Raw genomic sequence first — 26306 nt, 5'->3', positions numbered from 1 at the left:
CATGGCGCCTTTTGCCCGCGAGATATTCATGCTCAGTCCCGACCAGTTCCTGGCCTTCCTGGCCGCCGCCGTTTTGATCACCGCCAGTCCCGGCCCCGACAACCTGATGGTGCTGGGCGTGGGCATGTCGCGCGGGCGCCGCCAGGGCATGGTATTCGGCCTGGGCTGTGCCCTCGGCTGCCTCACGCACACGCTGCTGGCGACCATCGGCGTGTCGGCCCTGCTGGCCGCCTCGCCCACGGCATTTACGGCGCTGAAAGTGGCTGGCGGCCTGTACCTGGTGTGGCTGGGCATCGGCGCCTTGCGCAGCCGTGGCGGCGCCAGAGTCGATGGCGCGGGCGCCTTGCCCGACGAGTCCTTGCTGCGCTTGTTCGGCAAAGGACTGTTTGCCAACAGTATCAATCCGAAAGTCGTGCTGTTTTTTCTCTCGTTCTTGCCGCAGTTTATCGTCGCGGGCCAGGGCAATGCCAGCTGGCAGACGGCGCAGCTGGGCCTGGTCTTCACGGCGCAGGCTTGCGTGCTGTTCAGCCTGCTCGGCTATTTTTCCGGCGCCGTCGGCCTGTGGCTCAACCGCCGCCCGCGCGCCGGCCTGTGGCTGGACCGCGTGGCCGGCACCATCTTCATCGGCCTGGGCTTGCGCCTGATCCTGGCGCGCTGAGTTCTTGCCGGGCGGCAATGCGAAACGCCAGTTCCATCTGGTCCTGCACAGCCATGGCGCCGCCCAGGATGGCGAACGGCATGATGCCGAAGTCGCTCTGTTTCAGCAGCAGGCTGCCGCTGGCCTGCAGGCGGCGTCCATCGGCCGCTTGCTCGATGCGCACCGGCAACTGCACTGTGCGCGTCACGCCATGCAGGGTGATGGCGGCTTCAAACACCTCTTTGTCGCCGGTGCGCCGGGCCTCGATGCTGACCCACGGATAACGCTCGGCGTCCAGCACGCGCACCAGCATGTTGTGGCGCGTGCCGGCGACGGCGTCGGCCGACGGCGTCGTCGTCAGCCCGGCCGCCTGGCGCAAGCCTTCTTCATCCACACTCATCTCGTCGAGCCGGAACTGGAATTGCGCGCGCCCCGGCGCGGGCGCCACCACGCCCTGCAAGGTGCGGCTGGCGATCACGTGGTCATGCCCCAGCCGCGCCAGCGCGCCGCCGCGCCGCACGGTGATGGTCAGCAGGGATTCTTCGGGCGCGATGTGCAGCAGTTGCACGCCTTGCCGCTGCCATGCGGGCGCGGGCATGGCTGCAGGGGAGGCCGGAGCGGAAGCGGGGGCAGGAGCGGGCGGCAAGGGCGTGCAGGCCGCCAGCACGGCGCAGGCGAGCAGGAACGTGGTGCGGATGGCGGACGGCAGGCGGTGGTGCTGGCTGGGCATGGGCAGATACGAGGGCAGAGGCGATGGGGGAATAGTACGCGATCGGCGCGGTGGCGCGTGTGCAATGTTAGCGCTACGTCATAAGGCGGTCATATGGCGCTGCTATGATGCGTTTGTTGGCACACAGCATGCGTTGCGCACATCACTACGTTCCGGGAGCGATAGGATGCAGGCATGACTCAACAGCTTAGCCGGTGAGCTCAACCATCGGCACCAGACACGTGAAACTTGTTTTATAGTAATAATCGCAGGGTGGGGCAGGAGAAATGCAGGGATAGTGCGGGGATTTAATGAAGTCCTAAGCCTGTCTCAACGAAGGGCTGGCATAGTGGAGTCATGGCGCACGGAAACCCCGGGCGCAGGGTTGCCGGACACCTCAATGACCGGCACGATTTCCGCTTTCTTGTTTTTCCCAGTTTATCCCTGCGCTCTGAAACAGCGTTTCAACCGGCTACCGCAATCTGCGAAGCCGGTTTTTTTTTGCCTGCGTTTTCATCGGTTTTCATCGCCTCCCGGCGCTACGGCGCCGGGAATGCCACTTAGCCCGTTTGCTTCGCCAGCCACGCATCGATGGCAGGCAGGCGCTCGGCGCGTACCTTGATGCGGTACTCGATGCCGGCCACGGAACTGTCGGCGTCGCCGCGCGCGCCTTCGGGCAGGTTGGCCTGCGCGTACGCCTTCAGCTTGGCGATCATCTGCGGCTGCGCCGAGCCGGCGGCCAGGCGCGGGAAGTAGCGGCTGCGCGAACTGGCGTCGATGCGCGCATTGACTTGCTCCAGGTGCGCCAGCGCGAAGTCGAAGGCCAGTTCCGGATGCGTGCGCGAGACGCGCGAGATCATGGCCGGGCTGTTGGTCACGCCCGGTTCCTCCGTCAGCGCCAGCGCCAGCGCGCGCTGCGCCAGGGCCGTGTCGTCGCTCGAGGCGAGCAGGTCGTACAGCTGGTTCTTCACCAGCGGCGTTTTTTCCTGCTGCGCCCTGGCGTGCAGCTGCTCCCAGGTGGCGGCGTCCGCATGCTGCGCCACCACGCCCAGGATGGTGCGGCGCAGCGGCGCTGGCATGGCGGCAGGGTCTTGTTCGCTGGCCGCATAGCGGCGGCGCGCCTCGGCCAGCACGCCCGGCTCACCCATGTCGCCGAGGATGGCGATTAGCTGGCCGCGCAGGGTCGCCACGCTCGATGCTTCGCCCACGCGCGCTTCCCAGCCCGTCTGCGCCATCATCGGCGCCAGGCGCGCCATGGCGTAGCGGCCGAACGCCTGCTGGCGCGCTTTGCTCTCCGTGCTATCGCCGGCATACTGTTCGTACAGGCCGCCCAGGGCGCCGGCCACCTTGCCCAGCACCTGCGGGTCGGCTGACAGCGGCGTGGCTTTGATCAGTTCCAGGAAGCCGGCCGGATCTTGCAAGCCCGCCATGCCCAGCGACTGGCTGTCTGCCAGCAAGCCCAGTTGGTCGATCGGCGCCAGGCGCGCGAAGCTGCGCGCCAGCGCGCGCGTGCCGGCTGGCGCGTACAGGGTGCGGTAGTAGCCGCTCTGGCCCGCGTTCACCAGCAGGGCGCCGCAACCGGGCACGTTCAGGGTGGCCTTGCCATTCCTGACCAGCACGCGGGCCAGCTTGCCGTTGCCGACCGTCGAAGCGATCACCGGCACTTTCCACGACAGCGCTTTCTTGTCCGGCTGGTCCTTGGAAAATTCTGTCTGCGTCAGAGTCACGCGCGTGCTGCCTTTCCTGCACACGGCTTGGCCCACCGTTATCATCGGCACGCCCGGCTGCAGGGTGAAATCATGGGCGATGGCGCTGACAGGCTTGCCGGCGGCGGCATCGACTTCGCGCCACAGGTCGTCCGACACCGTATTGCCATACGCATGCTTGCGCATGTAGCTGCGCACGGCCGTGCGCCAGGTATCGGCGCCCACGTATGCTTCGAGCATGCGGATCACCGCTTCGCCCTTTTGATAGGTGATGCCGTCGAAGGCCTGGCTGGCTTGCTCCACGGTGGCGATGCGCTGCACCACCGGGTGCGTGGTGCGCAGCGCGTCCTGGCTCATGGCCGCTTCGCGCCCGCCCACGTTGGACAGGGCCGTGTTCCACTCCGGGTGCAGACGTTCCGTGGTGCGGCTTTCCATCCACGACGCAAAACCCTCGTTGAGCCACAGGTCGTCCCACCAGCGCATGGTGACCAGGTCGCCGAACCACTGGTGCGCCATTTCATGCGACAGCGTGGTGTAGATGTTTTCCTTGTCCGACTGGGTCGAAATGGCCGGGTCGAGCAGCAGGCCATATTCGAAGGTGAAGACGGCACCCCAGTTTTCCATGGCGCCGAAGAACTGGCTGCGGCCCGGCGCGGCGATGTTGTCGAGCTTGGGCAGCGGGTAGCGCACGCCAAAATAATCGTTGTATTCGCGCAGCAGGGCGGCTGACTCGTCGAGCGCGAAGCGGCTTTGCGCCAGCGCGCCTTTCTTCGTGATGACGCCTATTTCCGTACCGTCGCTCATGGCCGTGGCGCGCTCGAAGTCGCCCAGGCCGAAGAACAGCAGATACGTCGACATGCGCGGCGTGGTGGCGAAGGTCACGTGCTTCATGCCATAGCCCATCTCCTCGCTGCGGGCAATCGGCATGTTGCTGACGGCCATCTGGCTGCTCGGCACGACCACACTGAGATCGAAGGTGGCCTTGTAGTCCGGCTCATCCCACGACGGCAGCATGCTGCGCGCATCGGAATTTTCGAACTGCGTGTACAGCGCGCGCTGGCGCCCTTGCGGCGTGTCGTAGTCGAGCGAGAACAGGCCCGTGGCCTGCGTGCCGATCTTGCCGCTGTAATCGATGCGCAACAGGTACTCGCCCTTGGCCAGTGGCTCGGCAAAATGCACGCTGGCCGTCTGCTTGTCCGCATCGAACTCGATCTTGCGCGTCACCTGCTTGCTGCCGCCCTGGCCTTCGATGGCGGCGGCCGTAAACGCCAGGTTCAGGGCATTGAAGGTGATGCTGGCCGTTGGCGTGTCGACGGCCACCTTGATGGCGGCTTCACCCTTGAAGGTGGAGGCGGCAGCGTCCGGCGTGATCGACACAATATAGTGCAAGGGCGTGACGCCGCGCGGCAGCTGCGTGGTGGTGCTGACGGCATGGCTGGCCGAGGCGTACTTGACAGCGGGAGCGGCGTGGCCAGGGTGGAGTGCGGTGATGGAAGCCAGTGCCAGGACGGCGGCGGCCAGTTGGCTGCGCCGGAAGCGCGGAGTCGGTGTGCGATGCATGGTATGCCCTTGATTCATGGATAAAACGCCCGCCAGCCGGATAGGTTGCGGGCGTTGATGACGGTTGGGGGACATCGCTGGAACTGGTGGCCAGCGTTCCCGTAGCGCAATCTAAGGCGAAACGGAGGCAAAGTCAACGCGCCAGGGGCGGCGCGTGGCTGCCGCGCGCTGGTATGATTGTCAACTACCATAACGAGACGAGACCAGCACATGAAACTGACTATCAGCCCCCGCACGCCCAATCCGCGCCGCGTCACCATGTTCATCGCCGAGAAAGGCATCACCGGCATCGAGGAAGTGGCGCTCGACCTGATGGCGGGCCAGCACCGCGACCCCGCCTTCCTGGCGATAAACCCGCTGGGCCGCGTGCCCGTGCTGGAACTGGCGGACGGGCGCGTGCTGACCGAGACGCGCGCCATCTGCACCTACCTGGAAGGCTTGCAGCCGCAGCCCAACCTGATGGGCGAAGGCTTCGAGGAGCGCGCCTTCATTGAAATGGCCGACCGCCGCGTGGAACTGCACCTGTTCAGCGCCGCCGCCAACTGGGTACGCCATGGCCATCCGGCCCTGGTGGCGCTGGAAAACCCGCAGTTTCCCGATTTCGCCACGGTGCAGGCGGGCAAGCTGCGCGAAACGGCGCAATGGCTGGACCAGGTGCTGGCCGGCCAGCCCTACATCGCCGGCGAGCGCTTTACGATTGCCGACATCACGGCCTTCTGCGCGCTGGAATTTGCGCGCGGCCTGATGAAGTACCGGCCGGGCGCGGAAGGGTTACAGAACCTGCAAGCCTACCGCGACCGCATCGCCGAGCGCCCCAGCGCGCAGGCGAAATAAGGAATGCCGCAGCCGGGTAGTCCGGTAGCCCGGTAGGTCGGATTAGCGGAACGCGTAATCCGACATCATCGCGGGCGGGCCAACAATGTTGTCGGCTTACGCCCGTTGGGCTAAGCCGACCTACGCCGACCTACGCCTACCGACACCACCACATTACTTCAACTGCTCCAGCAGGAAGGTGTAGGTCAGCGCCCACATCAGCGCTTGCTGGTCGTTGTTGGCGGCGCCTGCATGGCCGCCTTCCGTGTTTTCCCAGTACAGCACGTCGTGGCCTTGCTCTTCCATCTTTGCCACCATCTTGCGCGCATGGCCGGGGTGGACCCGGTCGTCGCGCGTGGAGGTGGTAAACAGCACGCGCGGATACTTTTTGTCCTTGAAGACGTTCTGGTACGGCGAGTACTTGCTGATGTAGGCCCATTGTTCCGCCACGTCCGGGTCGCCGTACTCTCCCATCCACGAGGCGCCCGCCAGCATCTTGTTATAGCGGCGCATGTCGAGCAGCGGCACCTGGCTGACGACGGCGTTGAACAGGTCGGGACGCTGCACCAGCACGGCGCCCGTCAGCAGGCCGCCATTGCTGCCGCCCATAATGCCCAGGTGGCGCGGACTGGTGACCTTGCGCTTGATCAGGTCTTGCGCCACGGAGATGAAGTCGTCATATGCGCGCTGGCGGTTTTCCTTCAAGGCCGCCTGGTGCCAGCGGGGGCCGAATTCGCCGCCGCCGCGGATATTTGCCAGCACGTACACGCCGCCTTTTTCCAGCCACGCCACGCCCGTGGTGCCGCTGTAGCTTGGTTTGAGCGATACTTCAAAGCCGCCGTAGCCATACAGCACGGTGGGGTTGCTGCCGTCGAACTTCGTCTTCTTGCCCATGATGGCGAAATACGGCACCTTCGTGCCGTCCTTCGACGTCGATTCGAATTGCTCCACCTTGTACGGCGCCGCGTCGTAGTAGGCGGGCAGCGACTTGATTTTCGTGCGCTTGTCGCTCTGCGCCGTGGCCAGGTACAGGGTGGTCGGGTTGAGGAAGTCCGTCACCGTCAGGAAGTACTGGTCCGAGTCGACGGGATCGAGCGCGCTGACGGCCAGGGTGCCCAGTTTCGGCGCATCGACGGCGCGGCGCTGCCACTTGCCGTTCACGTGGCGCAGTTCCGTCAGGCGGTTCTTGACCTTGTCCAGAGTCGTCACGAGGATGGCTGACCTGGTCGGCGTGACATTGTCCAGCGACGACGTGGCCGTGGGCGCGTATAGCACTTCCAGCTCCTGCTTGCCCTGCATGAAGGCCTTGAAGTCGGTCGCCAGCAACGAGCCTTGCAGGTAGGTCTTGCCGTTCACTTTCCAGTCCGAGCGCAGGGTGATGATCAATTGGTCGCGTACGGTGAAGGCCGTCGCGTCGTCCGGCTTCGGCACTTTCTTCAAGTCGGCGCCGTCGCGCAGGAACATTTCACCGCTGTAGAAATCGATTTGCCGCTCGATGAACTGGTGTTCGTAGCCGGGCGTGAAATCCTTGTAGGCGCCCGCGCTCAGGTCGTCGGCCTTGGCTTCATACAAGGTGTGCGCCTGCGCCAGCGGCGTGCCGCGCTGCCACTCCTTGATGATGCGCGGGTAGCCCGAGCTGGTCATCGTGCCGGGGCCGAAATCGGTGGACACGAACAGGGTATCGGCGTCGATCCAGCTGGCGCTGCCCTTCGCTTCGGGCAGGGTGAAGCCGCCGTCGACAAAGGCGCGCTTGGCCACGTCGTATTCGCGCACCACCTTGGCGTCGCCGCCGCCGCGTGACAGGGAAATGAGGCAGCGTTCGCCCTTCGGATACAGGCAGGAGGCGCCGCCCCAGACCCAGTTTTCATGCTCGCCGGCGGCCAGCTGGTCGAGGTCGATCACGGTTTCCCACGCGGGTTCGGCCAGCTGGTATTGCGCCAGCGTGGTGCGGCGCCAGATGCCGCGCACATGCTGGGCGTCGCGCCAGAAATTGTAGTAATACTCGCCTTCCTTGCTGACGTAGGGAATGCGTTCCTTGGAATTGAGGATGGTTTTCAGGCGCGCCTGAAGGGCCGGGAAGCCAGGCTGGGCTTCCAGCTCTTTGGTGGTGACGGCATTGTGCTGCTTGACCCAGGCCAGCGGCTTGTCGCCGAGGACTTCTTCCAGCCACAGGTGGGGATCGGCGGGAGAAGTGGACGCGGCGGGCGTGGGTGCTTGTGCATGGGCGATGCCCGCTGCGGCCAGGCCGAGCAGCATGCTGCCGGCGAGATTGCGATATGACGACATGGTGGGTTCCTGGTTGGTCCGATGGAGGCCGCGTTGCAGGCAAAACGGCGCAGCCATGGTGCCATGGATTGCTGTGAGGAACCAGTGTCTATGGACGACCACTTAAAAAATAGCATGCTTTTCCAATATTGTTTGCTGGAATGGAAGCAGGCCGCAGAATCTGCGGCGTGTTGCGCCTTTCAGGATACGCCGGGCCCAATCAGGGAGGTCAGGGTGAACCGCGTCTTTTCAACATCGCCGCCGTCAAGGTGATAAATCCACAATGCATCGTTGTCGCGGCTGTCGATGAACAGGATGCGCGTGTTTTCCTCGCCGATGGCCAGGCAAGCCGCCAGCTCGGCAGGACTGAACGGTGCTGCCTGCTTCGAACCTGCTCCCGCCGCTTGTGCCAGCGCCTGCGCAAAACCTGCCAGCTGCCTGACTGCCGGATACCTGGTCCCGTCCACATCGACGTCTTTGCACAGCTCGTCCAGGCTGTACAGCGTAAAGGGATCTTCGTCCCTGAAAATCGCCACGTCGGGACGTGACTTTCCGTTGCGGAGGTGATCGAGATAGGCCTGGGGCAGGGCCACATTTTCCCTTGCCAGCAATTTTTCCAGCTGCCTGGCGCTTTTCTTCGCTCCCCTGGCGGCCTTGGGCGCGACCGCCTCGCAAGCCTGCGCTGTCCATGCGACTGGATTGAACTGGAACATCCTTGAACATTCGGGGCAGTGCAGGAACATGAACGTCATTTTTTTGCCGATGGCCGTTTTCAAAAACGCGCCATCCGGGGCATCCATTGCGCTGCTGTCGAAGTGGTGTCCGCAGTCGCCATCGTAGGGGCAAGTGATCCCGGTCATGGTGTAGAGTGTTTAAGCATTGAAGTATTTCTCCATCCGCAAAGCGATCTCCTCTTTTTCTTGCGGATATGATGCCTTGGGATTTCTGTCCCAGTAGGCAATGCCTTCGTTCAAGGCCCACAAGGCTTTTTCTTGCTTGCCTGCCAGCAGATAAAAATCGCAGGCCCTGGCATGCGAGTCTTGCGTTTCGACCAGGGCCAGGGCCGCATTTTCCCAATGGGAAAGGTGTTCAAGCCAGGGGAGGGCCAACTCCAGCAGATTGTCCCGCAGGCAAACCATGACTGTCGCCCGATGGGATGGATCGACGAGCTGGTGTTCTTTGTTCTCCTTGCCATCGATGACAGGGAATTGCCAGTTCCTGATATTCCAGTCCGCCACGCCGCCAACGATATTGTTGGCAGATTCGTGACCGTAACGTGCCTTGTGCCACGATGTGTAGGATCTGGACGAAACCTGATAGTGGCTCCAGAATGCCGCACAGACATGCTCTTCGTTATGGCGGTTGGCCTGGAAATGGATGGCCTGGACGAATTCGTTCTGTGGTCGCTTGAAGGTCAGCTGGCCTGGCGAGAACTTGAAGCCCGCTGCGGTCAGCGGCTCCAGCAAGTACTCTTCAATATTGGCGATGATCAGCGCTTTTGGCTTCATTGCGTTTCCTGGCATTGGTCGGTTGCGCCGCCTTGCTGTCAAAACGGCGCTGCCATGTTGCCATAGATCAGTGCCTGTGAACGCTGCGACGGGCAATCGTGCGAAGGAAAAACTGCCGCTATTTTTCCTGCACGCTTCCCGAAGCAGCATGGTGGCCAGGCAGCCTGGCTACTACCTTGATCTCGAACTGGAAACCATACAACCACGTTACGCCCACGGCCGTGACCGTCGGGTGGGGCGCGTCGCCCCAATACCCGGCCTGCACGATATCCCAGATGCGCTGGAAGTTCGATTGCGGATCGAGCATGAAAATGGTCACGTCCTGCACGTCGCCGAAGGTGCAGCCGGCGGCTTGCAAGATGGCGTTCAGGTTGTCGAACGCACGCCGGACCTGGGCCTCGAGCCCGGGTTCGGGCGTGCCGTCCTCGCGGCTGCCGACCTGCCCCGACACGAACAGCAGGCCGTTGGCCCGCACGGCAGGGGAATAGCGGTTCTGTTCATACAGGGCTTGGCGGCCCGGCGGGAATACGGCGTCGCGTGTGTTCATTTCCGAGTTCATTGCGTGCTCCTTGGTCTTGCAGCGAAGTTGCTGCATGGAGAACACTGTAATCACCGTTCGCCTGCGGATAAAGCGGCAAGATCGGCCTGGACTATTTGTATAATCCAAACAATCGGGTGGCGGAGGTGTCGATGGACAGGTTTGATGCGATGAAGGCGTTCGTGCGGGTGGTCGAGACGGGCAGTTTTACGCGGGCGGCCGCGACCTTGCACATGAGCCGCACCACGGTGACACAGCTGGTGCAGCAGCTCGAGGCGCGGCTGCGCCTGAAACTGCTGAACCGCACCACGCGCAAGGTCAATGTGACGGCCGATGGCGCCGCCTACTACGAGCGCATCGTCCAGGTGCTCGATAGCCTGGAAGAAATCGAAACGAGCTTGCCGCATGCCGCCGCCTTGCCGCGGGGCCAGTTGCGGGTGGACGTGCCCAGTCCGCTCGCCGCCTTGCTGCTGGTGCCGGCGCTGCCCGGGTTTCATGCGCTGTATCCCGATATTGTGCTCGACATGGGCGCCAGCGACCGCATGGTCGACGTGATCGGCGAGAATGTCGATTGCGTGATACGCGGCGGTGATGTCACCGACCAGTCGCTGATGGCGCGCAAGCTCGCCGACTTGCCACTGGGCGTGTATGCGGCGCCGGCCTATCTGCAACGCGTAGGCACGCCCTTGCATCCGCTGGACTTGCAGGATAGCGCGCACCGCATCGTGCGCTTTCGCTGGGCCCGCAGCGGCAACGGCTTTCCATATGTGATGCACCACGAGGGCAGGAGCGTCAAGATCCATGGCCAGTACGTGCTGTCGATCGACGACGGCAACGCCTACCTGGCGGCCGGGGTAGCGGGGCTGGGCGTACTGTGGCTGCCCGATTATATGGCGCGGCCGCATGTGGCCAGGGGCGAGCTGCTGCCGCTGTTCGAGGCATGGACGGTCGACGCCATGCCGCTCTATCTCGCCTATCCGCCGAACCGCCATGTCAGCAAGAAACTGCGCGTCTTTATCGACTGGGTGGCCGAACTGATGGCCCGGCACTCCGTCCACCCCGTCACCATCACGGCAACTGATTGACCCACACGGGTGCGGACCAGACGCTGTTGCCGTCATCCTGCGTGAGGCGTGCGTAATAGAAATGGGCCCCGGGCGCGGGCGTGAAGGTGACCTCGGCCTGGTCCGATATGGGCGTCACGGAACCGTTGCCGCCCGGCACGCCGTGGAAAATGGCGACGACGGCCACCTGCCGGCCCGCGCTGTTGCTGAAATGGGTGGCCAGGTGCAAGGGACCGTGGTTGTCGAAACGCTCGCCCATCAGCTTGCCGTTGGCCGTGAACAGCAGTTGCGCGTGCTTGTCCATGGTGGCAAACACGCGGCGCGCGCGCAGCGCTTCGAGGAAGCTGTCGCGTGAAACGGGCATGCCGGCGGCCGGGCTGGCCACCAGCACGGCCGTGCGGTTGCCGTAGGACGCGCCCCAGTTGGCGCAGTGGTTGTCCTGGTTGCTGCTGAAGGCCACGTGGTAGCCGGCTGCCAGGGCCCGGTTGCAGGCCGCCTCGTAATTGCTGCGCCGCGTCTCCGTTTCCTTGTCGTTGGTGGAAAAGGCGGAGGTGTTCATCACCTCGCACAGCACCATGGCCGCGTCGCCATCTTGTGTGTAGCCCAGCGGCTGGCCGTTGACGAGAAACTGGCCCGTTTGCGCCGGGTGGTTGAACTGGCCCAGCCAGCCCCGTTCGCGCATCAGCGCATACAGGGCGGCGTAGTCGCTTTTCGGCGTTTCCACATCGGCCAGCAATTCTCCGCCGGCATTCCTTTCCCAGCCCAGCAACTGGTCGCTGTTGATAATGTTCAGGTGGCCGCCCTTGTTGATGACGCCCCATTCCATGCCGTACAGGGCCAGGAATCCCGGGTGGGCAGCCGTGTAGGCGGCCGCTTCGGCCAGTCCCGTCTGGTACAGGGCCTTGGCTTCTGCCGGCACGGCAGCGGCGTTGGTGCCGTCCGAGCCGTCATACATATGGTTGTGCTCGGATGTCAGCAAGGCGTCCAGGCCGTGATCTTGTGCATACTTGTACGCATCGATGGGGCCGAAGGGCGCCGTTTGCGGTTCCTGCGCACCACGGCAAGCGTCCAGAGCCGCGCCGCCGTCGCTGTGGCGCGTCTGGCTGTGCAGATTGGCGTAGACGATGCGGTAATCCACCTGCCCATCCAGGCGGGACAGTTGTTGCAGGCCCGCCTGGAAGGCGGGCACCCGGGGCGCCGTGCTGGCGCCCCGCTGCACCTGGATTTGCCATTGCTGCTCCACTTGCGCCTCTTGCGGCGTGCCCGCATCGGCCACGGCCAGCAGGCGCAACTGGTACAAGCCGTCCGGTGCCAGCATGCGCCGTTCGCGCGCATCGGCGTCGGCGCGGCCATCCCAGGGCAGGGTTATGCTCTGGCCGTCGGCGCCCACCTGTTGCGTGCCTGACCAGCGCCGCAGCACGGCCCCTTGCGGGCCGGGGCCGGACAAGGTCAGTGTCCAGTGCACGGCATGCGCGCGGATTCCGTCCGGGTAGGCGAGCCGCACGACAAATGTGCGCGCCTGCGTTGTCCGCGCACCGGCTGCAGCGCGGAAGGGCGCGACGACGGTGGCATCGAGTTCGCTGTGTTCCTTCGGCTCTTGCGCTGCGGCAGTGTTGCTCCACGTAATGAGCAGCACGCCGGCGCACGCGCAAGCCAGCCACGGTGGCCGAGGTGACCGTAAGCGGCGGCGCCGTGTCTTGATCATCGTGGCCTCCCGCGACTGCTTCAGATGGCAGTTAGACAAGAATTGCCACGTACTGGTTCCCGCATGCACCAGCAAGTGGCGCCCTTGCACCGTCAGGTGCCATGATCTGGCGCAAATCCAGGGCGAATGGTGCTGCGTGCCCTCAGGGAAGCTGGCACGGCGCTTGCTAGACAAGAGATACGGATCAACGGCGATCCCCTGAATAAACGCACAACGGTCCAACGACGGACCACCTGGACAACGGCGTCCGCTCTGGCTGATTTTTTTCATCGGCGGGGGCGGGCGCCGTTTTTGTTTGCATTTTTGTTATTTTCGGGATACTTCGGGAACCTATCATGGCCAGCCAAAAAGCAACGCGCATCGCGCTCTTCTCCCTCGCCACGCCGCCCATGCGGGCATTCCACCTGACGTGGATGGCATTTTTCGTGTGTTTCTTCGCCTGGTTCGCCTGCGCGCCGCTGATGCCGGTCATCAAGGGCGAGTTCGGCCTTTCCCTGGCGCAAGTGGCGAATATCAATATCGCGGCCGTCGCCATCACCATCCTCGTGCGCCTGATCGTCGGCCCCTTGTGCGACCGCTACGGCCCGCGCAAGACGTACACGGGCTTGCTGCTGCTGGGCGCCATTCCCGTGCTGGGCGTGGCCGCCTCGCAAAGCTATGAAAGCTTTCTGTTCTTCCGCCTGGGCATCGGCGCCGTGGGTGCCAGCTTTGTCATTACGCAATATCACACCTCCGTGATGTTTGCGCCCCGCGTGGTGGGCACGGCGAATGCCGCCGCCGCCGGCTGGGGCAATGCGGGTGGCGGCGCGGCGCAGGCGCTGATGCCGTTGCTGCTCGGCGCCGTGCTGATGCTGGGCGTGTCCGAATCGCTGGGCTGGCGCATCGCCCTGCTGGTGCCTGGCGTGCTGATGCTGGTGATGGCCGTGCTGTACTGGCGCTATACGCAGGATTGCCCTGAAGGCAATTACTCGGACTTGCGCGCCGCCGGTACCGCCATCGAAGGCGGCAAAGGTGGTGGCAAAAGCGGCGGCTGGGCCAGCTTCAAGGCGGCCAGCTCCAACTATCGCGTGTGGCTGCTGTTCGTCACCTACGGCGCCTGCTTCGGCATCGAAATTTTCATCCACAACATCGCCGCCGTGTACTACGTCGACCATTTCGGCCTGTCGCTGAAGTCGGCGGGCCTGGCCGCCGGCAGCTTCGGCTTGCTGGCGCTGTTTGCCCGCGCCCTGGGTGGCTGGATGTCCGACAAACTGGCCCTGCGCGGCAACTTGAACAGCCGCGTGACCCTGCTGTTCATGCTGATGATCGGCGAAGGCGTGGGCTTGCTGTGGTTTGCCAAAGTCGACAGCGTCACCTATGCCGTCATCGCCATGCTGGTCTTCGGCCTGTTCACCCACATGGCGTGCGGCGCCACGTATGCACTGGTGCCCTTCATCGACAGTAAGGCGCTCGGCGGCGTGGCCGGCATCATCGGCGCCGGCGGCAACGTGGGCGCCGTGGCGGCCGGTTTCCTGATGAAGGGCACGGGCGACATCCGCCAGACCCTGATCATCCTCAGCGCGCTGGTGGTGATCTCGGCCCTGTGCGCCATCGCCGCCCGATTTACGGGGCTGGCGGCCGAACCGAACATGGCCGCGGCCTGAGGAGAGCGCAATGAACCACCCCCTGAAGATCGTCGTCCTCGGCCATGGCATGGTCGGGCACAAATTCCTCGAACGCCTGGCCCTGGAAAACGCGCCGCACCTGCACGTCACGGTCTTGTGCGAAGAGCCGCGCCCCGCCTACGATCGCGTGCACCTGTCCGAATTTTTCAACGGCAAATCGGCCGAGGATCTGTCGCTGGTGGCACCCGGCTTCTTCGACAAGGGCAACGTCGTGCTGAAACTGAATGCGCGGGCCGTGTCCATCGACCGCGTGGCGAAAAGCGTCACTGCCAGCACGGGCGAAGTGCTAGCCTACGACAAACTGGTGTTTGCCACCGGCTCCATGCCGTTCGTGCCACCGCTGCCGGGCAAGGAGCGCGATGGCTGCTTCGTCTACCGCACCATCGAAGACCTGGAAGCCATGCTGGCCTGGGGCGGAAAATCAAAGACGGGGGTGGTCATCGGCGGCGGCTTGCTGGGCCTCGAATGCGCGAAAGCCTTGCGCGATTTGAAGCTCGACACCCACGTGGTGGAGTTCGCGCCGCGCCTGATGGCCGTGCAAGTCGATGAAGGTGGCGCGCGCGTCCTGCGCCGCAAGATCGAAGAGCTGGGCGTGACCGTGCACACGCAAAAGAACACCCTGGCCATCGTCGACGGTGTAGCGGCCACGCACCGCATGCAGTTTGCCGACGGCAGCCACCTGGAAGCGGACATGATCGTCTTCTCGGCCGGCATCCGTCCCCGTGACGAACTGGCGCGCGCCTGCGGCCTGGACGTGGGGCCGCGCGGCGGCATCGCCATCGACGACCGCTGCGTCACCTCCGACCCCGATATTTATGCCATCGGCGAATGCGCGCTGTGGGGTGGCCAGGTGTTCGGCCTGGTGGCGCCCGGCTATGAAATGGCGCGCATCGCGGCGCGCCACGTGCTGCAGGAGGAGGGCGAAGCATCGTTCAAGGGCGCCGACATGAGCACCAAGCTCAAACTGATGGGCGTGGACGTGGCTAGCCTGGGCGACCCGCACGGCAATGCACCGGGCAGCCGCTCCTACCAGTTCATGGACGAGCGCAAGCAGATCTACAAGAAGATCGTCGTCTCCGATTGCGGCAAATACCTGCTGGGCGGCGTGATGGTGGGTGACGCCAGCGAATACGGCACGCTCTTGCAAATGATGCTGAATAAAATCGAGCTGCCGGCATCCCCCGAATTCCTGATCCTGCCGCAGGCCGACGGCCAGCAAAAGGTGGGCCTGGGCGTCGATGCCTTGCCCGATGCGGCGCAAATCTGCTCGTGCAACGATGTGTCGAAAGGTGCGCTGTGCGCCGCCGTCGCCGCGGGCGCCACCAGCATAGTCGCGCTCAAAAGCTGCACCAAGGCGGGCACCGCCTGCGGCGGCTGCGTGCCGCTGGTGACGCAGATCATGAAGGCGGAAATGCAGAAGCAGGGCCTGATGGTGAACAATCACGTGTGCGAACACTTTGCCTACTCGCGCCAGGAGCTGCACCATCTGGTGCGTGTCGGCAAGATCCGCAGCTTCGGAGAACTCCTGGGCGCGCATGGCCAGGGTTTGGGGTGCGACGTGTGCAAGCCCGTGGCGGCAAATATCCTGGCCTCGTGCTGGAACGATTTCGTCCTGTCGCCCGTGCACGCCAGCCTGCAGGACAGTAACGATTATTTCCTTGGCAATATACAGAAGGATGGCACGTATTCGGTGGTGCCGCGCATGCCGGGCGGCGAAGTGACGGCTGACGGCTTGATCGCCGTGGGCATGGTGGCGAAAAAATACGGGCTATACACCAAGATCACGGGCGGCCAGCGGGTCGACCTGTTCGGCGCGCGCGTCGACCAGTTGCCGGCCATCTGGGAAGAGCTGATCGCGGCCGGCTTCGAATCGGGCCACGCCTACGGCAAATCCTTGCGCACCGTGAAATCATGCGTCGGTTCCACCTGGTGCCGTTATGGCGTGGCCGACAGCGTGGGCTTTGCCATCCAGCTGGAAAACCGCTACAAGGGCTTGCGCACGCCGCACAAGATCAAGTTCGGCGTCTCCGGCTGCACGCGCGAATGCGCCGAGGCGCAGGGCAAGGATATCGGCCTGATCGCCACGGAAAAGGGCTGGAACCTGTACGTGTGCGGCAATGGCGGCATGAAGCCGCGCCACGCGGAACTGCTGGCGTCCGATCTCGATGAAGCCACCCTGGTGCGCTACGTCGACCGCTTCCTGATGTTTTACGTGCGCACGGCCGACCGCCTGCAGCGCACCAGCGTGTGGCGCGACAACCTGGAAGGGGGCCTCGATTACCTGAAAGCCGTCGTCGTAGCCGACCGCCTGGGCATCGCCCACGAGCTGGAAGCGGACATGCAGCACGTGGTCAACACCTATGCTTGCGAATGGAAAGCGGCCGTCACCGACCCCGCCGTGCGCCAGCGCTTCCGCCATTTCGTCAACAGCGAGAAGCACGATGAAAACGTGGTGTTCGTCGAAGAGCGGGGCCAGATCCGGCCCGCCACGCCGAGTGAACGCCGCAGCAGCGTGATCCCCATCCTTGCCGTGGAGGCTTGAGCCATGAATGCGATGAATGAACTGTCCGGCGCCAGCGCCGACAACTGGGTGGCCATCTGCCCCTTGACCGACATCGTGCCCGACACGGGCGTGTGCGCATTGTTGAACGGGCGCCACGTGGCCGTGTTCCGCGTCGGCGATGCCGCGCCGCGCGTGTACGCGATTGACAATGTCGACCCGAACGCGGGCGCTTCCGTGCTCTCGCGGGGACTGGTGGGCAGCATCGGCGAGCGCGTCGTCGTCGCCTCGCCCATCTACAAGCAGCACTTCGACCTGGCCAGCGGCGAGTGCATCGAGGCTCCCGAGCATTCGGTCGCCGCCTGGCCCGCGCGCGTCTTCGGCGGCATGGTGTGGGTGGCCCTGTGAACGCCGCCGCACGGCCGTCTTTAGTCGTGGTCGGCAATGGCATGGCCGGCATGCGCACGGTCGAGGAGTTGCTGAAACTGGCCCCCGACCTGTACGACATCACCGTCTTCGGCGCCGAACCGCACGGCAATTACAACCGCATTTTGCTGTCGCCCGTGCTGGCCGGCGAAAAGACGGTGGACGACATCATGCTGCACACGCGCCATTGGTATGCGCAAAACGGCATCACCCTGCACGCGGGCGACCCCGTGGTGCGCATCGACCGCCAGGCGCGCACCGTGCAATCGCGGTCGGGCATCACGGTAGCCTACGACCGCCTGCTGCTGGCCACAGGATCGACGCCGTTCATCGTGCCCGTGCCGGGCCACGCGCTGCCCGGCGTGATCGGTTTTCGCGACATCAGCGACGTCGACACCATGCTGCAGGCGGCGCGTACGCACCGCCACGCGGTGGTCATCGGCGGCGGCCTGCTGGGGCTGGAAGCGGCCAACGGCTTGCAGCGCCAGGGCATGGACGTGACGGTGGTGCACATGAGCGGTGCCCTGATGAACCAGCAGCTCGATGCCCCCGCATCGATGCTGCTGAAAACGGCGCTGGAAGCGCGCGGCCTGCGGTTTTTGATGCAGGCGCAAACGGCGGAAATCCTCGGTACCGACCGGGTGCAGGGCGTTCGCTTTGCCGACGGTACGTCGATCCCCGCCGACCTCGTGGTGATGACGGCCGGCGTGCGCCCCAACATCGCGCTGGCGCAAGCGGCCGGCCTGCACTGTGAACGGGCCATCGTCGTCGACGATTGCCTGCAAAGCTATGACCCACGCGTGTATGCGGTGGGCGAATGCGTGCAGCACCGGCGCGCCACCTTCGGCCTGGTCGCGCCCATCTGGGAGCAGGCGCGCGTGTGCGGCGCGCACCTGGCCGGCGCGGGACACCGGCGCTACGTGCAGCAGGCCAGCGCCACCAAATTGAAAGTGACGGGCATCGACCTGTACTCGGCCGGCGACATCATTGGCGGCGAAGGCAGCGAAGACCTGGTGCTGCGCGATCCGCGCCGCGGTGTTTACAAGCGCCTGGTGGTGCAGGGCAGCCGCCTGGTGGGCGCCGTGCTGTATGGCGAGGTGCAGGACGGTCCCTGGTATTTCGACCTGATCCAGCAGCGCCGCGACATCAGCGCGCTGCGTTCCCATTTATTGTTTGGCCAGGCCCTGTGTGGCCAGGCTGCCTGACAGGACATCTCATGACAAGCTGCACGGCCGTAAAAACTACTTGCCCGTACTGCGGCGTCGGCTGCGGCGTGGAAGCGACACGCTTGCCCGATGGCGCCATCCGCATCGCCGGCGATAGCGGCCACCCGGCCAACCTGGGCAAGCTGTGCGTGAAAGGCTCGGCGCTGGGCGATACCCTCGGGCCCGAGAAGCGCCTGCTGCAGCCGCAGGTGCGCGTCGATGGTACGTTGCAGCGCGCTTCCTGGGATGCTGCGCTGGACAAGGTGGCCGGCGGCTTGCGCGCCATCATCGATGCACACGGACCCGACGCCGTGGCCCTGTATGTCTCGGGCCAGCTGCTGACGGAAGATTATTACGTGGCCAACAAGTTCATGAAGGGCTATGTGGGCAGCGCGAATATCGACACCAATTCGCGCCTGTGCATGTCGTCGGCCGTGGCGGGACACAAGCGGGCGTTCGGCGAGGATATCGTGCCGGGCTGCTATGAAGACCTGGAACTGGCCGACATGGTGGTGCTGGTGGGGTCGAACACGGCCTGGTGCCATCCGATCCTGTTTCAGCGCATCGCCCGCATCAAGGAAAGCCGGCCGGAGATGAAACTGGTGGTGATCGACCCGCGCCGCACGGCCACCTGCGAGCTGGCCGATGTTCATTTGCCCGTGAAGCCCGGCACCGACGTGTGGCTGTTCAACGGCTTGCTGTGCTATCTGGCGCAGGAAGGCGTGATCGACGATGCGTTCGTCACGCAGCACAGTGCGGGACTCGACGCAGCGCTGGCGGCCGCGCACGTGGATTGCAGCGATCCGCTGCAGGTGGCGAAAATCTGCAAGGTCGATGCGCACGCCTTGCTGGCGTTTTACCAGGCGTTTGCCGCCACGCGCAAGGTCGTCACGGCCTTTTCGCAGGGCGTGAACCAGTCGTCCTCCGGCACGGACAAGGTCAACAGCATCATCAACTGCCACCTGGCGACGGGGCGCATCGGCCAGCCCGGCATGGGGCCGTTTTCGCTGACGGGCCAGCCGAACGCCATGGGCGGGCGCGAAGTGGGGGGGCTAGCCAATATGCTGGCGGCGCACCTGGAACTGGATAATCCGCTGCACCGCGACACCGTGCAGACGTTCTGGGACTCGCCGCGCATGGCGCACAAGCCTGGCCTGAAAGCCGTGGACCTGTTCCACGCGATCGAAGCGGGCAAGGTCAAAGCCGTGTGGATCATCGCCACCAATCCCCTGGTCAGCATGCCGGACGCGGACCAGGTGCGCCGCGCGCTGGCCAAGTGCGAACTGGTGGTGGTGTCGGACATCAGCGCCGAATCGGACACGAATGCGCATGCCGACGTGCTGCTGCCCGCGTTGGGCTGGGGCGAGAAAGATGGCACGGTGACCAATTCCGAGCGGCGCATCTCGCGCCAGCGCGCCTTCTTGCCGGCGCCCGGCGAGGCGCGCGCCGACTGGGACGTGCTGTGCGAGGTGGCCACGCGCATGGGCTATGCGGGCTTCGATTTCACCTCGCCGCAGGCTATCTTCGACGAACACGCGCGCCTGTCCACCTTCCGCAATGTGGGCGAGCAGGCGCGCCTGTTCAATCTGGCGGGCCTGGACAAGCTGGATGCGGCGCAATACGACGCGCTGGCGCCGCAGCAGTGGCCGCAGGGCAGGGCACGGCTGTTCGGCGACGGCCGTTTCGCCCATGCGGATGGCCGCGCGCGTTTCGTGCCCACTCCGCCGCGCGCGCCGCGCAATGCTCCCGATGCAGAGTATCCGCTGATCCTCAACACGGGCCGGGTGCGCGACCAGTGGCATACGATGACGCGCACGGGCAAGGCGGCGAAATTGTCCGGTCACGTCGCCGAGGCCTTCATCGACCTTCACCCGCAGGATGCGCTGCTGTACAGCGTGCGCGAAGGCGAGCTGGCGCGCATTTCCAGCGCCTGGGGCGCGATGGTGGCGCGCGTCGTGCATGGCGGCGGCATCGCGCGCGGCCAGGTCTTTGTGCCGATCCACTGGAGCGACGCGAATGCGTCCGATGCGCGCGTGGGCGCCGTCGTCAACCCGGTCGTTGATCCCGTCTCGGGCGAGCCCGAATTCAAGCACACGCCCGTGCGCATCGAGCAGTTCCGCGTGCACTGGCATGCTTTCGTGTTGAGCCGCACGCCCTTGAACCTGGACGGCGTGGCGCATTGGACGCGCATCCAGGGCGAGCAATTCCTGCGCTACGAGCTGGCCGGCCGCCAGCGCATTGAAGACCTGGGCGCCTGGGCGCGCGCGCTGCTCGGCGTCACGGACGAAAACGCCGACTGGCTCGATTACGCCGACGCCAGCGCCGGCGTGTACCGCGCCGTGCACCTGGACGAAGGGCGCATCGCGCAATGCGTGTATGTCTCGCCCCGTCCCGACCTGCCGTCGCGCAGCTGGCTGGCGGGCCTGTTTGCGCATGCGCAAATGGATGCGGCGGACCGCGCCGGCGTGCTGCTGGGCCAGCCCATCGGCAAGGGCGTCGACGCCGGGCCCACTGTGTGCTCGTGCTTTGGCGTGGGGCGCAACACCATTTGTGCCGCCATCGCCGAGCAAAAGCTGACGACGACGGCGCAGGTGACGGCCTGCGTCAAGGCGGGCGGCAATTGCGGCTCCTGCGTGCCCGAGATACGACAGTTGCTGTTTGAGGCGCGCAGCACGGCCTGAAAATCTGTCCTTTCCGGCACGGCTTTGTTATATTGCCAGCTCTATAACAGAGAGGCAGTGTGATGACAGCAGCACAACACCCCACGGTCTGGCTGACGGGCTTGAGCGGCGCCGGCAAGACCAGCATCGCGCTGGCGCTGGCGCAAGCACTCAAGGCGCAGGGCCGCGCCGTGGCGCTGCTCGACGGCGACCAGCTGCGCCATGGATTGAACCGCGACCTTGGTTTTACACCGCAAGACCGGCATGAAAACATCCGCCGCACGGCCGAAGTGGCGCGCCTGATGAACGCGGCGGGATTGACCGTCATCGCCGCCTTCATTTCGCCGTACCGCGCCGACCGGGCCATGGCCGCCGACATTATCGGCGCGGCGCATTTCATCGAAGTCCATGTCAGCACGCCGCTGGCCGAGTGCGAGGCGCGCGATCCGAAAGGCCTGTATGCAAAGGCGCGCGCGGGGCAGATCGCGCAATTCACGGGTGTCTCCGCTCCCTACGAGGCGCCGCTGTCGCCCGCGCTGAGCCTCGACACCGGGGTGCTGGCGCTGCAAGAATCGGTCGAGCGCCTGTGCCGGCATTTGCAGCAGCGGTTGTGACGGCGTGGTGACGATGCGTATGAGATTGCGCAAATTGCTGCGCCGGCGCCTGCCTGCCAGCCTGAAGGCGCGCATGAGCGTGGTCGTCTTCCTGCTCGTGCTGACGGCCGTGGCCTCGCTGGCACTGGCCACCCTGAGCGTGGCCGAGCGCGGCATGCGCGACGTGACGGGACGCCAGCAGTATGTATCGCTGGCCAGCGCCGCCGTTTTCATCGATGAAGAACTCGACGCCAAGCGCAATGTGCTGCGCGCGATGGCGGACAGCCTGGCGGCCAGCGGCGCGCACGATGACGCCGGCCTGCAGCGCTTCCTGGCCGCGCAAACGGTGCTGGGCAAGGAGTTCTACACGGCCGGCGTGGCGGCCACCGATGGCTCCCTGCTGGCCAGCATGGGCCCCGTCAAGCCGCAGGCGGGGATGACCCTGAAAGGCCGCCCGTATTTCGACCAGACGCTGGCGACCCGGCGTTCGGTGATTTCCGCGCCGCTCAACGGCAGCATTTCGGGCATGCCGCTGGTGGTGGTGACGCAGCCCGTGTTCGACGCGCACGGCGCCATGCGCTATGTGCTGGCGGCCAGCGTGAACCTGCGCCAGCCCGATTTCCTCGGGCGTCTGGGCGTACTCAAGCCGGGCACGGGTGGCTATCTGTACATCATGACCAGCGAAGGCGTCATCGTCGAGCATCCCGACAAGTCGCGCATCATGCAGCATATCGACGCGCATGGCCCCGTCAGCGAACCGACGCGGCGCGCCATGCAGGGCTTCGAGGGCTGGCTGACGGGCACCACCACGCAAGGCGTCGATGCCTTGTTCGCCTATCACCGCATCGCCTCGACGGGCTGGATACTGGCGTCCGTCTATCCCATGAGCGACGCGTTCGCGCCGCTGCACGCCATCCGCAGCAAGATCCTGCTGGCCGCCGTGTTGCTGGCGGCACTGGCGGGGCTGGCCGGTTGGCGCGTGGTGCTGCGCCTGTTGCAGCCTTTGGAGCGCCTGCGCCACCATGTGCATGAAATCCGGCGCCAGCGCCTGGGCATCGGGGCGCTGCAAATCGAGCGGCGCGACGAAATCGGCGACTTGAGCCGCGATTTTTACTCGCTGGTGGCCGAGCGCGAAATCGCCGAGGCGCAGACGCGCGACAGCGAACGGCGCTTGAAGCTGCTGACGGACCATGTCCCCGTGGTGATCGTCTACATCGACCGCGAGCACCGCTACCAGTTCATCAACGCGACGTTTGAAAAATGGTTCGGCCGGTCGCGCAAGGAAAGCATGATGCAGTCGATACGTGACGTGCTGGGCGAAGAAGCGTATCAATTGCGCGAAGCCTACTTGCAGCGCGCCTTCTCGGGCGAGGCGGTCGAGTATGAATTCACCATCGACGGCGAGGGGAAGGCGGGCCGGCGCGCCTTCCAGACCAGCTATGTGCCCGATGTGGGCGAGAGCGGCGCGGTGGAAGGCGTGTATGGCCTGATCCACGAAATCACCAAGACCAAGGCAGAGCATACGGCGCTGCAGTTTGCCGCCGCCACCGACACCTTGACGGGCATCGCCAACCGGCGCCGCTTCGACGAACAGCTGGCGCAAAGCATGCAGCGCACGCGCGTGACGCGCGCGCCGATGGCGCTGGCCTATCTCGATATCGACCGCTTCAAGGCCATCAACGACAGCCTGGGGCACAAGGCGGGCGACGAGGTGCTGAAGGAATTCGCCGCGCGGCTGGTGCGCAGCGTGCGCGCCAGCGACCTGGTGGCGCGCCTGGCCGGCGATGAATTCGTGATCATTTTTGAGGGCGTGAACAGCGCGGCAGAAGTGCGCCAGATCGGCGCGAAGATCATCGACGCCATCCGCCAGCCCTTCGAGCTGGCCAGCGGCCCGCTGCCGGTGACGACCAGCGTCGGCATCGCCATCTTCCGCGAAGGCGCGCTGACGCCGGCGCAATTGCTGGACCTGGCGGACCAGGCCCTGTATGCCGCCAAGGGACAGGGCCGCGATGGCGTGGCGCTGCGCGAGGCGGTGACGTAGCCGCAGTTACAGGGTGGCGCTCCAGTGGTCGAGCTGCTGCGTGGTGGCCGTGACGCCGCCGCAGACGATGACCAGCACATTGCGGTAGGGCGCCAGTTGCGGCACCTTGCCGTAGACGGCAGCCAGCGCCGCGCCGCAGGCCGGCTCCACTACCAGGCGCTGGTCGTCAATAAAGCGCTGGCAGGCATCGACGGCGGCCTTGTCCGAGACCACCACGCTGTGCAGCAGGCGCGTCTGGCTGATGGCGTAGGCTTGCGCGCACACCTGGCGCGCGGCCAGCGAAGTGGCGATGCTGCTCACGGCGGGCAGGGCCACGTGTTCGCGCGCGGCCACGGCGGCGGCCAGCGAGGCCGCGCCTTCGGTTTCCACGGCCAGCAGCGCCACGTCGTCCCAGCCGTTGCGCTGCAAGCCTTCTGCCACGCCGGCCAGCAGGCCGCCGCCGCCCACCGACAGCACCACCGCGTCCGGTTTCAGGCCCGCGCTGGCCACTTCATCGATCATGCCCGCATGGCCCTGCCACAGCAGTGGGTCGTCGAACGGATGCAGGAAAGCGTCTTGCGGCGTGAGCATGGCTTGCGCCAGCGCGTTGGCCTCTTGCCAGGCGGCGCCGTGCACGATGACTTCGGCGCCTTCCTGGGCGATCAGGGCCCTGGCCCGCGCGCTGGTCGTTTCCGGCACCACGACGATGACGGGAATGCCCAGCTGGCGTCCCGCATAGGCGACGGCGATGCCGGCATTGCCGCCGGAAGAAGAGATGAAACGGCTGGCGCCGCGCCGCGCGTATTCTTCGCAGGCGAGGCCGATGCCGCGGATCTTGAAGGAGCCGGGCGGCTGCAAGGCTTCAAGCTTGAGCCAGATGGCGCGGTCGCTGTGCAGGCTCAGGGCGCGCGAGTTGAGCAGAGGGGTTTCGATGTGCAGGGCCATGCGTGTTCCTGGTAAACGGTCAGGCCAGCATCATAGCCGAAGCGCCCTTGCCACCGTGCCACCCTTGCCGCAAGCCGCTTTAATTCAGGGGCGCGCTCTTGAGCTGATGCGTGTGCGCCACTTGCTTCATTGCTGCGAGCAGGTCGTCGCGCAGCTGGCGCGGCAGCTTGCCGAAGAACTCCTCGTCGTTCTGGTCGGCCATCCCGGCCAGCACGGGCACCAGCGCTTCGCCTTCCGTGGTCAGTTCGATCGAATGCTGGCGGCGGTCCGCCAGCAGGATCGACTTGCTGACCATGCCCTTGCTTTCCAGGCGGTCGATCAGCTTCGACACGGCGCCCTTGCTCATGCCGGACACTTGCGCCAGCACCGTGGGCGAGGTGCAGCCCAGGCGGAACATTTCGCGCAGCACCACCCATTCGGACACCGTCACGCCGTTGGCTTCCGCCTTTTTCTGGAAGCTGTGGGATACGTGGTTGGAGACGAAACGCAGCCAGTAGCCGAGATGGGCTTCCAGCTCGCTGACGGGAACGCTGTTGGGATGGGCGGCTTGCGGCGAGGCGGCCGTTTCAAAATTATGGCTCATTACTTTTCCTTCACTGGGCGGCGTTACCGGCATGGTCAAGGCCTTCACGCTGGCTGTCGAGTGGTTTGTTTGGGAACAATCATCGTGCTTGAGGTAGTTTTAACACTGTTTTCACAGGAAATCACTGACCAGCAAAGAGTTTTTCCTTATTTCCTTGCTCTGGATAGATAAAAAGCAATATCAAGCAAATAATCGTATTGCCGGAGAGGAAGATTAAAAAAATAACTCATGTTGCCTCAATGGTAACAGCTTTTTTTGCCGAATTGATAAATATTTCAGATCATGCGCTGCGCTTGCCCCTACCTGCCGCATTGCCCACGCGAGAGTGCGAAGTTTTCATGCAGACGTACTGGCTGCTCAGGCCACCACCACCTTTACGCCCGCGTCGCGCAGTACGTCGGCAAAGCGGGCTGGCGGCGGCGCATCCGTAAACAAGATATCGATTTGCGCCAGATCGGCCAGGCGCACCAGCGCCTTGCGGCCGAATTTATGCTGGTCAGCCACCAGCCACACTTCGCGCGACTGCTCGATGATGGCCTGCGCCACCTTTACCTCGCGCGCATCGAAGTCGCGCAGGCTGCCGTCTTCGTCGATGCTGGAAATGCCGATGATGCCGATGTCGACCTTGAACTGGCGGATGAAGTCGATGGTGGCTTCACCCACGATGCCACGGTCGCGTCCGCGCACCACGCCGCCGGCCACGATGACTTCGCAGGCGCCGTTGTCAGCCAGGATGGCGGCCACGTTCAGGTTGTTCGTCACCACGTGCAAGCCCGTGTGCTGTCCCAGCGCGCGCGCCACTTCTTCGGTGGTGGTGCCGATATTGATCAGGAGCGAACAGCCATGCGGCACTTGCGCCGCCACGGCGGTGGCGATGCGCCGCTTGGCGTCGCTGTTGAATACCTGGCGCTGGCTGTAATCGATGTTTTCCACGGACGAGGGCAAGCCCACGCCGCCGTGATAGCGGGCCAGCAGGCGCGCTTCTTCCATCTGCTTGACGTCGCGCCGCACGGTTTGCGGCGTGACGTCGAGTTGCTGGGCCAACTCCTCGACCGACATGGTGACTTTCTGGCGCACCACTTCAAGCAAGCGGCGCTGGCGGGGATTCAAATTCATGGGCGTGTCTCTTTAAAATTCCATAAGCGAACAAAATCGAACAAATTTGGGTGAAAACATGTTGCTATGAGTTCGATTTATGGCGTAAT

The 26306-nt window shown here is 64.7% G+C and carries 20 protein-coding genes; 10 read left to right on the top strand and 10 right to left on the bottom strand.

The window, feature by feature from the left end; all coding sequences use genetic code 11:
* Positions 1-28: 28 nt before the first annotated feature.
* Positions 29-658 (top strand): LysE family translocator, encoded by a 630-nt coding sequence (locus CNX70_RS19670; protein ID WP_096238570.1) that lies wholly within the window; start codon positions 29-31, stop codon positions 656-658.
* On the opposite strand, the gene CNX70_RS19665 is transcribed toward CNX70_RS19670, so the two are convergent.
* Both CNX70_RS19665 and CNX70_RS19660 read right to left on the bottom strand, forming a co-directional pair.
* On the bottom strand, positions 621-1367 hold the full coding sequence (locus CNX70_RS19665) for a YceI family protein (RefSeq protein ID WP_244198877.1): 747 nt from the start codon (positions 1365-1367) through the stop codon (positions 621-623). The two genes, CNX70_RS19670 and CNX70_RS19665, sit on opposite strands and share 38 nt — an antisense overlap.
* A gap of 539 nt (positions 1368-1906) precedes the next feature.
* Positions 1907-4612, bottom strand: coding sequence for a M1 family metallopeptidase (locus tag CNX70_RS19660; RefSeq protein WP_096236321.1), 2706 nt, complete (start codon positions 4610-4612; stop codon positions 1907-1909).
* 210 nt (positions 4613-4822) lie between these two features.
* Here CNX70_RS19660 and CNX70_RS19655 point away from each other — a divergent pair, with 210 nt between their 5' ends.
* A complete protein-coding gene (locus tag CNX70_RS19655; protein WP_096236319.1) occupies positions 4823-5446 on the top strand; it encodes a glutathione S-transferase family protein in 624 nt (207 codons plus the stop codon).
* Between the two features lie 153 nt (positions 5447-5599).
* On the opposite strand, the gene CNX70_RS19650 is transcribed toward CNX70_RS19655, so the two are convergent.
* The 4 genes from CNX70_RS19650 to CNX70_RS19635 form a co-directional block, all read right to left on the bottom strand.
* On the bottom strand, positions 5600-7711 hold the full coding sequence (locus CNX70_RS19650; protein ID WP_096236317.1) for a prolyl oligopeptidase family serine peptidase: 2112 nt from the start codon (positions 7709-7711) through the stop codon (positions 5600-5602).
* Positions 7712-7890: 179 nt separating this feature from the next.
* On the bottom strand, positions 7891-8550 hold the full coding sequence (locus CNX70_RS19645) for a hypothetical protein (protein WP_157751175.1): 660 nt from the start codon (positions 8548-8550) through the stop codon (positions 7891-7893).
* Positions 8551-8562: 12 nt separating this feature from the next.
* The gene (locus tag CNX70_RS19640) at positions 8563-9198 is read right to left on the bottom strand and encodes a hypothetical protein (RefSeq protein WP_096236313.1); all 636 of its coding nucleotides are present in this window, start codon (positions 9196-9198) and stop codon (positions 8563-8565) included.
* 118 nt (positions 9199-9316) lie between these two features.
* A complete protein-coding gene (locus CNX70_RS19635; protein WP_096238569.1) occupies positions 9317-9745 on the bottom strand; it encodes a RidA family protein in 429 nt (142 codons plus the stop codon).
* A 143-nt stretch (positions 9746-9888) separates the two neighbouring features.
* On the opposite strand from CNX70_RS19635, the gene CNX70_RS19630 reads away from it, so the two are divergent.
* Positions 9889-10821, top strand: a complete 933-nt coding sequence (locus CNX70_RS19630) for a LysR family transcriptional regulator (RefSeq protein ID WP_096236311.1) — start codon at positions 9889-9891, stop codon at positions 10819-10821.
* On the opposite strand, the gene CNX70_RS19625 is transcribed toward CNX70_RS19630, so the two are convergent.
* Positions 10805-12505 carry a CehA/McbA family metallohydrolase gene (locus tag CNX70_RS19625; protein ID WP_096236309.1) on the bottom strand — a complete coding sequence of 567 codons (1701 nt, stop codon included), beginning with the start codon at positions 12503-12505 and terminating at the stop codon, positions 10805-10807. The genes CNX70_RS19630 and CNX70_RS19625 overlap by 17 nt on opposite strands.
* A 335-nt stretch (positions 12506-12840) precedes the next feature.
* On the opposite strand from CNX70_RS19625, the gene CNX70_RS19620 reads away from it, so the two are divergent.
* The 7 genes from CNX70_RS19620 to CNX70_RS19590 all read left to right on the top strand — a co-directional run bounded on the left by CNX70_RS19620 (position 12841) and on the right by CNX70_RS19590 (position 23594).
* Positions 12841-14148: an MFS transporter gene (locus CNX70_RS19620; protein ID WP_096236307.1), complete on the top strand. Its 1308-nt coding sequence runs from the start codon at positions 12841-12843 to the stop codon at positions 14146-14148.
* 10 nt (positions 14149-14158) lie between these two features.
* Positions 14159-16711, top strand: a complete 2553-nt coding sequence (gene nirB, locus CNX70_RS19615) for a nitrite reductase large subunit NirB (RefSeq protein ID WP_096236305.1) — start codon at positions 14159-14161, stop codon at positions 16709-16711.
* A gap of 12 nt (positions 16712-16723) precedes the next feature.
* On the top strand, positions 16724-17077 hold the full coding sequence (nirD, locus tag CNX70_RS19610) for a nitrite reductase small subunit NirD (RefSeq protein ID WP_096236303.1): 354 nt from the start codon (positions 16724-16726) through the stop codon (positions 17075-17077).
* A complete protein-coding gene (locus tag CNX70_RS19605) occupies positions 17074-18300 on the top strand; it encodes an NAD(P)/FAD-dependent oxidoreductase (RefSeq protein ID WP_096236301.1) in 1227 nt (408 codons plus the stop codon). The genes nirD and CNX70_RS19605 overlap by 4 nt, the downstream gene beginning before the upstream one ends.
* Before the next feature lie 11 nt (positions 18301-18311).
* On the top strand, positions 18312-20981 hold the full coding sequence (locus tag CNX70_RS19600) for a nitrate reductase (RefSeq protein ID WP_096236300.1): 2670 nt from the start codon (positions 18312-18314) through the stop codon (positions 20979-20981).
* 62 nt (positions 20982-21043) lie between these two features.
* The gene (gene cysC / locus CNX70_RS19595) at positions 21044-21574 is read left to right on the top strand and encodes an adenylyl-sulfate kinase (RefSeq protein ID WP_096236299.1); all 531 of its coding nucleotides are present in this window, start codon (positions 21044-21046) and stop codon (positions 21572-21574) included.
* Between the two features lie 19 nt (positions 21575-21593).
* A complete protein-coding gene (locus tag CNX70_RS19590) occupies positions 21594-23594 on the top strand; it encodes a diguanylate cyclase domain-containing protein (RefSeq protein WP_167389692.1) in 2001 nt (666 codons plus the stop codon).
* A 6-nt stretch (positions 23595-23600) separates the two neighbouring features.
* Here the strand turns inward: CNX70_RS19590 and CNX70_RS19585 are convergent, their stop codons facing one another.
* The 3 genes from CNX70_RS19585 to CNX70_RS19575 all read right to left on the bottom strand — a co-directional run bounded on the left by CNX70_RS19585 (position 23601) and on the right by CNX70_RS19575 (position 26217).
* A complete protein-coding gene (locus CNX70_RS19585) occupies positions 23601-24518 on the bottom strand; it encodes a pyridoxal-phosphate dependent enzyme (protein WP_096236297.1) in 918 nt (305 codons plus the stop codon).
* A gap of 79 nt (positions 24519-24597) precedes the next feature.
* Complete coding sequence (locus CNX70_RS19580; RefSeq protein ID WP_096236296.1) at positions 24598-25101, bottom strand: MarR family winged helix-turn-helix transcriptional regulator; 504 nt, start codon at positions 25099-25101, stop codon at positions 24598-24600.
* A gap of 357 nt (positions 25102-25458) precedes the next feature.
* Positions 25459-26217: a DeoR/GlpR family DNA-binding transcription regulator gene (locus tag CNX70_RS19575; protein ID WP_096236294.1), complete on the bottom strand. Its 759-nt coding sequence runs from the start codon at positions 26215-26217 to the stop codon at positions 25459-25461.
* Positions 26218-26306 lie beyond the last annotated feature (89 nt).

The sequence above is a fragment of the Janthinobacterium svalbardense genome (assembly GCF_002327145.1).
Taxonomy (GTDB): domain Bacteria; phylum Pseudomonadota; class Gammaproteobacteria; order Burkholderiales; family Burkholderiaceae_D; genus Janthinobacterium; species Janthinobacterium tructae.
This window is presented reverse-complemented; position numbering and strand designations above follow the sequence as displayed.

Excerpts from the sequence above, each read along its gene's own strand:
- CNX70_RS19670 (WP_096238570.1), top strand. The coding sequence starts at position 29 with ATGCTCAGTCCCGACCAGTTCCTGGCCTTCCTGGCCGCCGCCGTTTTG.
- CNX70_RS19665 (WP_244198877.1), bottom strand. The coding sequence starts at position 1,367 with ATGCCCAGCCAGCACCACCGCCTGCCGTCCGCCATCCGCACCACGTTC.
- CNX70_RS19660 (WP_096236321.1), bottom strand. The coding sequence starts at position 4,612 with ATGCATCGCACACCGACTCCGCGCTTCCGGCGCAGCCAACTGGCCGCC.
- CNX70_RS19655 (WP_096236319.1), top strand. The coding sequence starts at position 4,823 with ATGAAACTGACTATCAGCCCCCGCACGCCCAATCCGCGCCGCGTCACC.
- CNX70_RS19650 (WP_096236317.1), bottom strand. The coding sequence starts at position 7,711 with ATGTCGTCATATCGCAATCTCGCCGGCAGCATGCTGCTCGGCCTGGCC.
- CNX70_RS19645 (WP_157751175.1), bottom strand. The coding sequence starts at position 8,550 with ATGACCGGGATCACTTGCCCCTACGATGGCGACTGCGGACACCACTTC.
- CNX70_RS19640 (WP_096236313.1), bottom strand. The coding sequence starts at position 9,198 with ATGAAGCCAAAAGCGCTGATCATCGCCAATATTGAAGAGTACTTGCTG.
- CNX70_RS19635 (WP_096238569.1), bottom strand. The coding sequence starts at position 9,745 with ATGAACACACGCGACGCCGTATTCCCGCCGGGCCGCCAAGCCCTGTAT.
- CNX70_RS19630 (WP_096236311.1), top strand. The coding sequence starts at position 9,889 with ATGGACAGGTTTGATGCGATGAAGGCGTTCGTGCGGGTGGTCGAGACG.
- CNX70_RS19625 (WP_096236309.1), bottom strand. The coding sequence starts at position 12,505 with ATGATCAAGACACGGCGCCGCCGCTTACGGTCACCTCGGCCACCGTGG.
- CNX70_RS19620 (WP_096236307.1), top strand. The coding sequence starts at position 12,841 with ATGGCCAGCCAAAAAGCAACGCGCATCGCGCTCTTCTCCCTCGCCACG.
- nirB (WP_096236305.1), top strand. The coding sequence starts at position 14,159 with ATGAACCACCCCCTGAAGATCGTCGTCCTCGGCCATGGCATGGTCGGG.
- nirD (WP_096236303.1), top strand. The coding sequence starts at position 16,724 with ATGAATGAACTGTCCGGCGCCAGCGCCGACAACTGGGTGGCCATCTGC.
- CNX70_RS19600 (WP_096236300.1), top strand. The coding sequence starts at position 18,312 with ATGACAAGCTGCACGGCCGTAAAAACTACTTGCCCGTACTGCGGCGTC.
- cysC (WP_096236299.1), top strand. The coding sequence starts at position 21,044 with ATGACAGCAGCACAACACCCCACGGTCTGGCTGACGGGCTTGAGCGGC.
- CNX70_RS19590 (WP_167389692.1), top strand. The coding sequence starts at position 21,594 with ATGAGATTGCGCAAATTGCTGCGCCGGCGCCTGCCTGCCAGCCTGAAG.
- CNX70_RS19585 (WP_096236297.1), bottom strand. The coding sequence starts at position 24,518 with ATGGCCCTGCACATCGAAACCCCTCTGCTCAACTCGCGCGCCCTGAGC.
- CNX70_RS19580 (WP_096236296.1), bottom strand. The coding sequence starts at position 25,101 with ATGAGCCATAATTTTGAAACGGCCGCCTCGCCGCAAGCCGCCCATCCC.
- CNX70_RS19575 (WP_096236294.1), bottom strand. The coding sequence starts at position 26,217 with ATGAATTTGAATCCCCGCCAGCGCCGCTTGCTTGAAGTGGTGCGCCAG.